The organism is Kutzneria sp. 744, assembly GCF_000568255.1.
GTDB lineage: Bacteria > Actinomycetota > Actinomycetes > Mycobacteriales > Pseudonocardiaceae > Kutzneria.
Map to the genome: position 1 here is coordinate 1,708,461 of NZ_KK037166.1, position 10,554 is coordinate 1,719,014.

The following is a 10,554-nucleotide window of genomic DNA, read 5'->3' on the forward strand; positions in this document are numbered from 1 at the left end:
GCTTGACCTCTAGCAAGGTGGAGGCGCGAGAGTGATCACATGCCCGCCTCGACCACCGACACCCTGACACAGTGGATCAACGACCACGCCCACCCGCTGACCACCGCCGATCCCGGCAGCGCGCTCACTGATCTGTCACCTTTGCGGGTGATGGTCGGTGACGCGAGCCTGGCCGTCCTCGGTGTCTCGCTCCGCGACACGCATGAGCTCGCGGGCGTCTCCCACCGGATACTGAGGTTTCTCGTCGAGGAGCTGGGCTTCCGGTCGCTGGCGATCGAAGGCGACGACGCGACGAGCGCCCTGCTCGACGAGTACGTGGTCACGGGCACCCGTGATCCAGGAGCGTTACTGGCCAACGCGCGGCCGTTCTTGCGGACCGGGGAGCTGCTCGATGCCGTCAACTGGGTTCGTCGACACAATCAGCGGCATCCGGCCGACGCGGTCCGCATCGTCCACCCGGCCGGCGGGCGAGCTGTGTCCACACAGGACAGTCTTGCGGACATCGAGCGGCTGCTGGCCGAGAACGTCATCCGGTGGCACGAGCAGACCGGGCACAAGATCGTCTACTGGGGCGGCATCGGGCATACCGCCAACAGCCGTACCCGCACCGTCTCACCATCGACGCCGCCGGCCGTCCATCGAAGCGCCGGCAGCTACCTCCGGGAATCCTTCGGATCCGGTCACCTCTCCGTCGGCCTGACCTTCCACCACGGCTCGACGTCGTACGACATTCCCGCGCCACCGGCCGAGTTCGCCGAGACCACGCTCGGCGCCGCCGGCCTGGACGCCTTTCTGCTGGATCTGCGTGACCCGGGCCCGGCCGAGGTTCGAACCTGGCTCGACCGCCCGACCATGACCCGGCTGATCGGCCCGAGCTACGACCCCGACGACAACGCCGCCTACCACCTGTCCGGCGGCTCGCTCGCCGAGTGGTTCGACGTCATCGTGCACTGGCGCGAGGTCACGCCCGCCCGCTACCGGTGATGGTCATCCGGTAGCGAACAGGCTTGCCGCTTCCACCCCGTTCACGCCAGCGTGGACGGGGTGGAAGCTGCCTACGACGAGATCGCTGACTGGTACGAGCAGGACTTCGAGCCGCTGCCCGGGTTGTACCGGCAGCTCGGGGAGCTGCTGGGCGCGGGTGACGGCGTGTGCCTTGAGGTGGGCTGCGGGACCGGGGCGCATGCGGAGACGGTGAGGGGCCTCGGCTGGACGCCGGTCGGCATCGACCTGTCGACCGGCATGCTGGGGTACGCCATTGAGCGGCTGCCGGTGGCGAGGGCGAATGCCGAGCGCCTGCCGTTCGCGGACGACTCGGTGCCGGCGGTGGTCTCGGTCATGGTGCACACGGACATGCCGGCCTATCCGAAGGTGCTGCGGGAGGTGCGCCGGGTTCTGCGGCCGGGTGGGGTTTTTGTCCACGTCGGGGTGCATCCCTGTTTCTGCGGGCACTTCGCCGACCGGTCGGATCCGGACAGCATCGTGATCACGCCGGGCTATCACGACGGCAGCTGGACGAAGAAGTCGTGGACGGACAAGGGGGTGCGCAACCGGGTGGGGGCGAAGCATTATCCGCTGCACGAGCTCCTGAACGCGGTGACGGACGCGGGGTTGCGAATGGAGCGCTTCGGCGAGGGCGGCGAGGCGGCCCCGATCACGTTCTCGGTGCGGGCGCGCAAGTGAGCTTTCCCTTGTGGACAGCGTCGTCCGCATCGTCCACACCGATCGGGGTAGCGTGGCGGGATGGATCTCAAGGGCCTGGTCGCCGTGGTCACCGGCGCGAGCCGGGGCGTGGGCAAGGGCATCGCCATCGAGCTGGGCGCGGCCGGCGCGACGGTGTACGTGACGGGCCGCAGCACCAAGCCGGGCCGGCTGCCGGGCACGATCGGCGACACGGCCGACGAGGTGACGCAGGCCGGCGGCACGGGCATCGCGGTGGCCTGCGACCACCGGGACGACCAGCAGATCGCGGCCCTGTTCGCCCGGGTCGCCGACGAGCAGTCGGGGCTGGACATCCTGGTCAACAACGTCTTCTCGGCGCCGGACATGGCGCCGACGATGGGCCACTCGTTCTGGGACCTGCCGGTCGGCGTGTGGGACCAGATCGTCGGCCTCGGCACCCGCGCGCACTACGTGGCGGCGGTGCACGCCGTGCCGCTGATGCCGGCCGGCAGTGTGATCGCCAACCTGTCGTCGCCGGGCGCGGCCGTGTACCAGAACAACGTGGCCTACGGCGTGGGCAAGGCCGCCACCGACAAGATGTCCTCGGACATGGCCGTCGAACTGAAGGACCGTGGCGTGTCGGTGTTCTCGATCTGGCCGGGCCTGGTCCGCACCGAGTTCCTGCTCGCCGCCGCCCGCACCACCGCCGACGGCCGCAAGGTGCTGGACTTCCCGGACGGCCGGATGTTCGAGGTGGGGCAGGCCGAGACGCCGCGTTTCATCGGCCGCGGCATCGTCGGCCTGGCCACCGACCCGACCCGGCTCGACCGGTCCGGCGGCATCGAGACGACCGCCGGACTGGCCGTGCGCTACGGGTTCACCGACGTGGACGGCGCGACGCCGCCGCTGTCGGCCCAGATCGGCTGATCAGCGCCGCCGGACCAGCAGGCTCGGGATCGTCAGCAGCGACAGTCCGGCGAGCATCAGGACCAGGGCCAGGACGATCAGCCAGCCGCCGTTGAAGCCCGTGTAGGCCAGCGCCTGGCCGCCGGTGTCGATCGGCGGGACGTCGACCGGCACGACCGGGGCGGCGGTCGTGGTGGGCGGCAGCGTCGTGCCGGTGGGAACCATCGTGGTCGTGGTGGTCCCGGTGGTGGTCATCGGCACGGTGGTAGTCGTCGTGGTCGGGCACGGCGTCGTCGTGGTGGTGACCGGCGGCTTCTTGGTCGTGGTGGTCGTGCTCGGCGGCATGGTGGTGGTAGTGGTCGTCGTCGGCACGGTCGTGCTCGTGGTGGTCGTGGTCGGCACAGTGGTGGTCGTCGTGGTCGTGGACGTCGTCGTGGTCGTCGTCGGCACAGTGGTGGTCGTGGTGGTGGTCGGGACCGTCGTGGTGGTCGTCGGCGGCGGAGTGGTCGTGGTCTCGGTGCCGCACACCAACCAGTGGCTGAGCGTCGCGGGCATGCCGCTGTTGCCGGCCAGGGGCGGGTGCAGGGCGGTCCACGGCAGCGCTCCGAGCGAGCCGGGCAGGTACACGTTGTAGGCCGGCGCGCCCTTGACGACGACGCCGGTCACGGTGGTGCCGGCGGGCACGGCGGTGATGGTGATGTAGGTGTTGGAGACGACGGTGGCAGTCACGCTGATGATCCCGCCGGCGAGGCCGGCGGCGGCGCAGGTGGTGACGTTCCCGGCGTGCACGACGGCACGGGGGTCGCCGGACTGGGGCGGCGTCGGGGGCGCGCCGAAGGCGGCCCCGGCGAAGGACAGCGCCACACCGCCGGCGATCAGCGCGGCGGCGAGTGAGAAGCGGATGACCGACCTGGCCATGGCAGCCTCCAGCGGCGGCGAAGTGGAGTTCCACTCGGAGAATGCGCCGCTGCGACCACAATGGACAGTTTCGTTGCCGCTTCGTTAGGCCGAATGCCGGTGCGTGACCGGCTCACCCCGCACCGTAGACGGGCTCGGGCGGCACGGACTTGTCGAGCAGTGCTCGCACGGCGGGGCCGACTTCGTCGACAGGCCAACGTTCTTCACGTTCCACGGTGGGCCCGCGACGCCAGCCGTCGGCCAGGCAGATGCGGCCGCCGTCGACCTCGAAGACGCGGCCGGTGACGTCGCCGGCGTCCTCACTTCCCAGCCACACCACCAAAGGCGACACGTTCTCCGGGGCCATGGCGTCGAAACCGTCGACAGGCGCGGCCATCTGGGCGGCGAAGGTGTCGGCGGTCATGCGGGTCCGTGCCGCGGGGGCGATCGCGTTGACGGTGACGCCGTAGCGATCGAGCTCGGCCGCGGCGACGAAGGTCAGGCCGAGGATGCCGGCCTTGGCGGCCGAGTAGTTGCCTTGGCCGACACTGCCGAGCAGTCCTGCCCCTGACGTCGTGTTGATCACGCGTGCCGTTACCGGATGCCCGGCCTTGTGCTGCTGACGCCAGTAGGCCGAGGCGTGCCGCAGGGGCGCGAAGTGGCCCTTCATGTGCACGCGGACCACATCGTCCCATTCGGACTCGCCGAGGTTGACCAGCATGCGGTCCCGGACGAAACCGGCGTTGTTGACCAACACGTCCAAGCGCCCGAAGGTGTCCAGGGCGGTGTCGACCAGGCGGGCGGCGCCGTCCCAGTCGGCGACGTCGTCCCGGTTGGCCACGGCCTGCGCGCCGATTTCGGCCACCACGGCGGAGGCCGCGTCATCGAGGTCGTTGACGACCACCGAGTAGCCGGCGGCGGCGAAGGCGAGGGCGTGGGCGCGGCCCAGACCGCGCCCGGCCCCGGTGACGATGGCTACGCGACTCATCGTGCTCCCTGATCCGATTGGGCCGTATAGAAGGCGGGCCATTCCCCGCCGCCGTGCACGAGCAGGGTCGCGCCCGACACGTACGAAGCGAGCGGCGAGGCGAGGAACAGCGCGCAGTGGCCGACGTCCTCGGGCTCGGCCAGCCGCCCCAGCGGCACGGTCTTGGCCACCGCCGCCAGGTCCGGGAAGTGCAGGTCGGACAGCTCGGTGCGCACGGGCCCCACCGCCAGGGCGTTGACCCGCACCTTGGGCGCCCACTCCACGGCCAGGCTGCCGGTCAGGCTGTCCAACCCGGCCTTGGCCGCCCCGTATCCGGCGGTGCCGGGCGACGGCCGCCGCCCGCTGACGCTGCTGACCATGACGATCGCGCCGCCGCCGGGCTGTTCCTGCATCACCCGGTTGACCTCCTGCGAGACCAGCAGCGGCGCCAGCAGGTTGAGCTCGACGACCTTGGCGTGGAAGCGCGGCGACGCCTCGGAGACCGGCACCGACGGCGCCCCGCCGGCGTTGTTGACCAGGACGTCCAGTCGCCCGTACCGATCGACGATGCCGGCGACGAGCGCCGCCACTTCGGCCGGTTCGCGCACGTCACAGGCCACGAAGTCGGGATCGGGGACGTCCGGCGGGCGGCGGGCGCAGGTGATGACGGTGGCGCCGGCGTCACGGAAAACCCGCGTGATCCCGGCCCCTACTCCCCTGGTGCCGCCGGTCACGAGAGCCACACGGTCGCCCATGGCCTCATCGATCAGTCTCATCGGCACTTCCAAGGTCAGCGGATGCCTGTTAACGTACCAAGCAACCGCTAGGTTGGGAAGGAGTGCCGATGGGCATCTCCAGCAGCCACACCGGATCCGGCGTCACGGTGATCACGATCGACTATCCCCCGGTGAACGCCGTCCCGGTGAAGGGCTGGTTCGACCTGGCCGACCAGCTGGTCGCCGCCGGACGACGGCCGGAAACCCACGTCGTGGTGCTGCGCGCCGAGGGCCGCGGCTTCAACGCGGGCGTGGACATCAAGGAGATCCAGGCCACCGAGGGCTTCGACGCGCTGATCGGCGCCAACCGCGGCTGCGCGGCGGCGTTCTCCGCGGTCTACGACTGCGAGGTGCCGGTCATCGCCGCGGTCAACGGCTTCTGCCTCGGCGGCGGCATCGGACTGGTCGGCAACGCGGACATCGTCGTCGCCGCAACGGATGCCACTTTCGGACTGCCCGAAGTGGACAGAGGGGCGCTGGGCGCGGCCACCCACCTGGCCCGGCTGGTGCCGCCACATCTGATGCGGACCCTGTACTACACGGCAAGGCGGATCTCGGCGGAACAGCTGCACCACCACGGTTCCGTGTACGAGGTGGTGTCGCCGGACAAGCTCGACGCGGCGGCGATGGCGCTGGCCGAGGAGATCGCCGCCAAGGACACCCGGGTGATCCGCTGCGCCAAGGAGGCGCTCAACGGCATCGACCCGCAGCACGTGCACCGCAGCTACCGCTACGAGCAGGGCTTCACCTTCGAGCTGAACCTGTCCGGTGTTTCCGACGAGGCGCGTCGGGCCTTCCTGGAGGGATGACATGCGGGACAAGCGGATGAGCGCGGCCGAGGTGGCCGCCGAGCTGTCCGACGGGATGACCGTCGGCATCGGCGGCTGGGGCTCGCGGCGCAAACCGATGGCCCTGGTGCGGGCCATTCTCGACTCGCCGGTGCGCGACCTGACCGTGGTCTCCTACGGCGGCCCGGACGTCGGCCTGCTGTGCGCCGCCGGCAAGGTCCGCCGCCTGGTGTTCGGTTTCGTCTCCCTGGACAGCATCGCCTACGACCCGTGGTTCCAGCGGGTGCGCCAGCAGGGCGGCATCGAGGTCAGCGAGTACGACGAGGGCATGTTCTACAGCGGACTGCTCGCCGCGTCCCACCGGCTGCCGTTCCTGCCCATCCGCGCCGGCCTCGGCTCGGACGTCATGCGGGTCAACCCTGAGCTGAAGACCGTGCGATCCCCTTACGACGACGAGGAACTGGTCGCCATGCCGGCGCTGAACCTCGACGTGGCGCTGGTCCACCTCAACCGGGCCGACCGGCACGGCAACGGCCAGTACCTCGGCCCCGACCCGTACTTCGACGACCTGTTCTGCCTCGCGGCCAAGCGCCGTTTCCTGTCGTGCGAACGGATCGTGGACACCTCCGAGCTGGACGGGCCGCCGCAGTCGCTGCTGACCAACCGGATGATGGTCGACGGCGTGGTGGAGACGCCCAACGGCGCGCACTTCACCTCCTGCGTGCCCGACTACGGCCGTGACGAGAAGTTCCAGCGCCACTACGCCAAATCCGCCGCCGACGAGGAACTCTGGCCGTCCTTCGTGGACCAGTTCCTGTCACGGGGCGAGACCGGATACCAACTCGCCGTGCAGGGGTTGTCGTCATGAGCCGCATCGACGTGTGCGTGGCCGCCTGCGCCGATCTGTTCCTCGGCGCAGGCGAGATCCTGGCCAGCCCCATGGGGTTGATCCCCCAGCTGGGCGCGAAGCTGGCCCGCCTCACGGCCGAGCCGGACCTGCTGATGTCCGATGGCGAGGCATACCTGTTGGGGGAGAACGGGATTGAGGGCTGGCTGCCCTACCGCAAGGTGTTCGACGTGGTCGCCGGCGGCCGCCGGCACGTGGTGATGGGCGCCAACCAGCTGGACCGCTTCGGCAACCAGAACATCTCGTGCATCGGCGACCACGACAAGCCGACCCGGCAGCTGCTGGGCTTCCGCGGGGCACCGGGCAACACCGTCAACCACCGCACCAGCTACTGGGTTCCCAAGCACAGCAAGCGAATCTTCGTGCCCCAGGTGGACGTGGTCAGCGGTGTCGGCCACGACCGCGGATTCCACCACGTGCACCGGGTGGTCACCAACCTGTGCGTGCTGGACTTCGCCACCCCGGACGGCTCGATGCGGCTGGTGTCGACGCATCCCGGCGTGACGGTCGAGGAAGTCCTGGACAACACCGGCTTCCCGCTGCAAACCGACCAGGTCGGCACGACCCGCGAGCCGTCGCCACAGGAGCTGGAGCTGATCGACAAGCTGGACCCGGATCATGCTCGAGACTGAGCTCACGCGCCTCACGGGCGTGCGGCATCCGGTGGTGCAGACGGGCATGGGCTGGGTCGCCGGCCCACGCCTGGTGTCGGCCACGGCGAACGCGGGCGGCCTCGGCATCATCGCCTCGGCCACGATGACCCTCGAAGAGCTCGACCACGCGATCACGGAAACCCAGCGGCGAACCGAGAATCCGTTCGGCGTCAACCTCCGCTCGGACGCCTCCGACGCGACCGACCGGGTGGACCTGCTGATCAGGCACGGTGTCAAGGTGGCGTCCTTCGCGTTGGCCCCCAAGAAGGACCTGATCACGAAGCTGAAGGACCACGGCATCGTGGTGATGCCGTCGATCGGCGCGGTCCGCCACGCCGAGAAGGTCGCCGCGTGGGGTGTCGACGCCGTCGTCGTGCAGGGCGGCGAGGGCGGCGGCCACACCGGCGCGGTGGCGACGACGCTGCTGCTACCGAGCGTGGTCGACGCCGTGGACATCCCGGTCGTGGCAGCCGGCGGCTTCTACGACGGGCGCGGCCTGGCGGCGGCGCTGGCCTACGGCGCGGCCGGCATCGCCATGGGCACAAGGTTTCTACTGACCAGCGACAGTCCGGTGCCGGAGGAAGTCAAACGTCTCTACCTGGCAGGGGGTCTGGACGGCACGGTCGTCACGACCAAGGTCGACGGCATGCCGCACCGGGTGCTGCGCACCGATCTCGTCAACCAGCTGGAACGGTCCGGCCGGTTCCGGTCGCTGCTCGGCGCGCTGGCCAATGCCCGCAAGTTCAAGGCGCTGACCGGCATGAGCCTCAAGACCATGATCGGCGACGGCCTGCGCATGAAGCACGGCCGCGAGTTGAGCTGGTCTCAGGTGATCATGGCGGCCAACACGCCGATGCTGCTGCGGTCCGGGCTGGTGCAGGGCAACACCGACGCCGGCGTGTTGGCCGCCGGACAGGTGGTCGGCGTGCTGAGTGATCTGCCAAGCTGCGAGGAACTGATCACCGGCATCGTCGCGCAGGCGACCGCGGTGATCGACGGACTGGCCGGAGGACGACGATGGCAGAACAGCGGCGTGGCCGACGCATCGCCCTGAGCGCCGAGGAACTCGACGAGTTCCTCGGCGCGGAACGCACCTGTCGGGTGGCGACGGCCGGCCCGGACGGCCCGCACCTGACGGCGCTGTGGTTTCTGTGGCACGACAAGACCCTCTGGCTCACCTCGATCACGCGGGCCAAGCGGTGGGCCCAGCTGAAGCGGGATCCCAAGGTGGCGGTTCTGGTCGACGGCGGCCGGGAATACGGCGAGCTGCACGGGGTGGAGCTGCGCGGCGAGGTCGAGTTCGTCGGCGAGGCGCCGCGCACCGGCGAACCCGTGGCTGAGCTGGTCGAACCGGAGAAGTTGTTCGCCCGCAAGTACTTCGGCGGCGAGCAGATGTTCCACGACGGCCGGCACGGGTGGATGCGGCTGCGGCCGCACACCGTAGTCTCCTGGGACTTCCGCAAACTGGGGTAAAACGGCGGAAAAGGTACCGACGATCGTCGGGTGTTCCCGGTGTGCGCACAGGGCTAGCTTTCGGTTACGCACGACTGTCCCTGCCAGTCGCCGAAAGGTGTATTTCCCATGCGCAAGTCACTTGTCGCGGCCACGATCGCCGGTGCCGCCCTCGCGGCCGGCCTGGTCGCGGCCCCGGCCCAGGCCGACGTCAGCCCGAACATCATCGGTGGCGGAGCGGCCAGCAACATCCCCTACGGCGCCCAGATCTACTGGACCAACGCCGGCTCCGGCAACGGTTTCGAGTGCTCCGGCACGATCATCGCGCCGCAGTGGGTGCTGACCGCGCAGCACTGCCAGAACAACCCCGGCATGTACGTCCTGGTCGGCAGCCTGAACCTGGGCCAGGGCACGCGCGCCACCGTCGACCGCCAGGTCCCCTCGCCCAACGGCGACATCCTGCTGGTGCACCTGAGCACCGCCATCAACACCACGTTCAGCAAGCTGGCCAGCGCCGACCCGGCGACCGGGACCACCAACCAGATCTACGGCTGGGGCCGCACCCAGGGCAGCAACCCGCCCTCCCCCGTGCTGAAGACGGCCAACGTGCGGGTGACCGGCCACAGCACCGACGCCTTCGGCGGCCGGGCCATCGCCAGCACCGGCATCAACGGCGCGGCCTGGCACGGCGACTCCGGCGGCCCCGAGGTCTACAACGGCCAGCAGGTCGGCGTCTGCTCGACCGGCAACAACAGCGGCTCCAACCCGCAGGGCACCCAGAACTACGCCAGCGTGGCCACCAGCCGCTCCTTCATCCGCAGCACCGCGGGGGTCTGATGCGCGGCAGTGCGGTGGCGGCCGCACTCGTCGGCGTGGCCATGGCGGTCGCGCCGGCGGCGGCGTCGGCGAGCCCGAACATCATCGGCGGCACGCAGGTGAGTTCGGCCCCGTGGGGCGCGCAGATCTACTGGAACAGCGGGGGCAGCGAATTCGACGGATTCGAATGCTCCGGCACGATCATCGCGGCGCAGTGGGTGGTCACCGCGCACCACTGCCAGAGCAGTTCCGGCATGCACGTGAAGATCGGCAACGTGAACTTCGACCAGGGCACGAACGTGGCCGTGGACCGGCAGTACACCTCGCCCAACGGCGATATCGCACTGCTGCACCTGGCCACGGCCGTGCAGACGTCGTACATGCCGCTGGCGTCGGCCGATCCGCCCACCGGGTCGACCAACCAGATCTACGGCTGGGGCCGGACGCTGAACCAGAGCCCGCCGGCTTCGGTGCTGCGCACGGCGAACGTCCGGGTCACCGGGCGCAGCACCGACGCCTACGGCGGGCGGGCCATCGCCAGCCAGGGCGTGAACGGCGCGGCCTGGCACGGTGATTCCGGCGGGCCCGAGGTCTACAACGGGGCGGAGGTCGGCGTCGCGTCGACGGCGGGCAACAGCGGGTCGAACACCCACGGCACGCAGAACTACGCCTCCATCGCGTCCAGCCGCAGTTGGATCCGGTCGACGACCGGAGTGTGAGAACGTCGACG

The 10,554-nt window shown here is 70.0% G+C and carries 13 protein-coding genes; 10 read left to right on the forward strand and 3 right to left on the reverse strand.

Translation table 11 applies throughout. The features are described from left to right. The first annotated feature begins 39 nt into the window (after positions 1-39). From KUTG_RS07470 to KUTG_RS07480, 3 genes are read left to right on the forward strand one after another with little or no spacing between them, the layout of a single operon-like run. A complete protein-coding gene (locus tag KUTG_RS07470; RefSeq protein ID WP_043715899.1) occupies positions 40-984 on the forward strand; it encodes an erythromycin esterase family protein in 945 nt (314 codons plus the stop codon). A 60-nt stretch (positions 985-1,044) separates the two neighbouring features. After that, on the forward strand, positions 1,045-1,683 hold the full coding sequence (locus KUTG_RS07475; protein WP_043728598.1) for a class I SAM-dependent methyltransferase: 639 nt from the start codon (positions 1,045-1,047) through the stop codon (positions 1,681-1,683). Between the two features lie 60 nt (positions 1,684-1,743). Then, the gene (locus KUTG_RS07480) at positions 1,744-2,589 is read left to right on the forward strand and encodes an SDR family NAD(P)-dependent oxidoreductase (RefSeq protein ID WP_043715901.1); all 846 of its coding nucleotides are present in this window, start codon (positions 1,744-1,746) and stop codon (positions 2,587-2,589) included. On the opposite strand, the gene KUTG_RS60880 is transcribed toward KUTG_RS07480, so the two are convergent. From KUTG_RS60880 to KUTG_RS07495, 3 genes are all read right to left on the reverse strand, one after another. After that, a complete protein-coding gene (locus KUTG_RS60880) occupies positions 2,590-3,486 on the reverse strand; it encodes a hypothetical protein (RefSeq protein ID WP_043715903.1) in 897 nt (298 codons plus the stop codon). A 112-nt stretch (positions 3,487-3,598) separates the two neighbouring features. After that, positions 3,599-4,453: an SDR family oxidoreductase gene (locus tag KUTG_RS07490; protein WP_043715905.1), complete on the reverse strand. Its 855-nt coding sequence runs from the start codon at positions 4,451-4,453 to the stop codon at positions 3,599-3,601. Next, positions 4,450-5,208, reverse strand: a complete 759-nt coding sequence (locus KUTG_RS07495) for an SDR family oxidoreductase (RefSeq protein ID WP_084579013.1) — start codon at positions 5,206-5,208, stop codon at positions 4,450-4,452. Before KUTG_RS07495 ends, KUTG_RS07490 begins: the two co-directional genes overlap by 4 nt. A gap of 68 nt (positions 5,209-5,276) precedes the next feature. Here KUTG_RS07495 and KUTG_RS07500 point away from each other — a divergent pair, with 68 nt between their 5' ends. From KUTG_RS07500 to KUTG_RS07530, 7 genes are all read left to right on the forward strand, one after another. After that, positions 5,277-6,017, forward strand: a complete 741-nt coding sequence (locus KUTG_RS07500; RefSeq protein ID WP_043715908.1) for an enoyl-CoA hydratase family protein — start codon at positions 5,277-5,279, stop codon at positions 6,015-6,017. A gap of 1 nt (position 6,018) precedes the next feature. Further along, positions 6,019-6,864: a CoA transferase subunit A gene (locus KUTG_RS07505; RefSeq protein WP_043715910.1), complete on the forward strand. Its 846-nt coding sequence runs from the start codon at positions 6,019-6,021 to the stop codon at positions 6,862-6,864. Continuing rightward, positions 6,861-7,535: a CoA-transferase subunit beta gene (locus tag KUTG_RS07510; protein ID WP_043715913.1), complete on the forward strand. Its 675-nt coding sequence runs from the start codon at positions 6,861-6,863 to the stop codon at positions 7,533-7,535. Before KUTG_RS07505 ends, KUTG_RS07510 begins: the two co-directional genes overlap by 4 nt. Beyond that, the gene (locus tag KUTG_RS07515; protein WP_043715915.1) at positions 7,522-8,610 is read left to right on the forward strand and encodes an NAD(P)H-dependent flavin oxidoreductase; all 1,089 of its coding nucleotides are present in this window, start codon (positions 7,522-7,524) and stop codon (positions 8,608-8,610) included. The genes KUTG_RS07510 and KUTG_RS07515 overlap by 14 nt, the downstream gene beginning before the upstream one ends. Continuing rightward, positions 8,574-9,029: a pyridoxamine 5'-phosphate oxidase family protein gene (locus tag KUTG_RS07520; protein ID WP_043715918.1), complete on the forward strand. Its 456-nt coding sequence runs from the start codon at positions 8,574-8,576 to the stop codon at positions 9,027-9,029. Before KUTG_RS07515 ends, KUTG_RS07520 begins: the two co-directional genes overlap by 37 nt. Positions 9,030-9,137: 108 nt before the next feature. Beyond that, on the forward strand, positions 9,138-9,845 hold the full coding sequence (locus tag KUTG_RS07525) for a S1 family peptidase (protein ID WP_043715920.1): 708 nt from the start codon (positions 9,138-9,140) through the stop codon (positions 9,843-9,845). Next, positions 9,845-10,543 (forward strand): S1 family peptidase, encoded by a 699-nt coding sequence (locus KUTG_RS07530; RefSeq protein WP_043715922.1) that lies wholly within the window; start codon positions 9,845-9,847, stop codon positions 10,541-10,543. Before KUTG_RS07525 ends, KUTG_RS07530 begins: the two co-directional genes overlap by 1 nt. Positions 10,544-10,554: the final 11 nt, after the last annotated feature.

Excerpts from the sequence above, each read along its gene's own strand:
- KUTG_RS07470 (WP_043715899.1), top strand. The coding sequence starts at position 40 with ATGCCCGCCTCGACCACCGACACCCTGACACAGTGGATCAACGACCAC.
- KUTG_RS07480 (WP_043715901.1), top strand. The coding sequence starts at position 1,744 with ATGGATCTCAAGGGCCTGGTCGCCGTGGTCACCGGCGCGAGCCGGGGC.
- KUTG_RS60880 (WP_043715903.1), bottom strand. The coding sequence starts at position 3,486 with ATGGCCAGGTCGGTCATCCGCTTCTCACTCGCCGCCGCGCTGATCGCC.
- KUTG_RS07490 (WP_043715905.1), bottom strand. The coding sequence starts at position 4,453 with ATGAGTCGCGTAGCCATCGTCACCGGGGCCGGGCGCGGTCTGGGCCGC.
- KUTG_RS07495 (WP_084579013.1), bottom strand. The coding sequence starts at position 5,208 with ATGAGACTGATCGATGAGGCCATGGGCGACCGTGTGGCTCTCGTGACC.
- KUTG_RS07500 (WP_043715908.1), top strand. The coding sequence starts at position 5,277 with ATGGGCATCTCCAGCAGCCACACCGGATCCGGCGTCACGGTGATCACG.
- KUTG_RS07505 (WP_043715910.1), top strand. The coding sequence starts at position 6,019 with ATGCGGGACAAGCGGATGAGCGCGGCCGAGGTGGCCGCCGAGCTGTCC.
- KUTG_RS07510 (WP_043715913.1), top strand. The coding sequence starts at position 6,861 with ATGAGCCGCATCGACGTGTGCGTGGCCGCCTGCGCCGATCTGTTCCTC.
- KUTG_RS07515 (WP_043715915.1), top strand. The coding sequence starts at position 7,522 with ATGCTCGAGACTGAGCTCACGCGCCTCACGGGCGTGCGGCATCCGGTG.
- KUTG_RS07520 (WP_043715918.1), top strand. The coding sequence starts at position 8,574 with ATGGCAGAACAGCGGCGTGGCCGACGCATCGCCCTGAGCGCCGAGGAA.
- KUTG_RS07525 (WP_043715920.1), top strand. The coding sequence starts at position 9,138 with ATGCGCAAGTCACTTGTCGCGGCCACGATCGCCGGTGCCGCCCTCGCG.
- KUTG_RS07530 (WP_043715922.1), top strand. The coding sequence starts at position 9,845 with ATGCGCGGCAGTGCGGTGGCGGCCGCACTCGTCGGCGTGGCCATGGCG.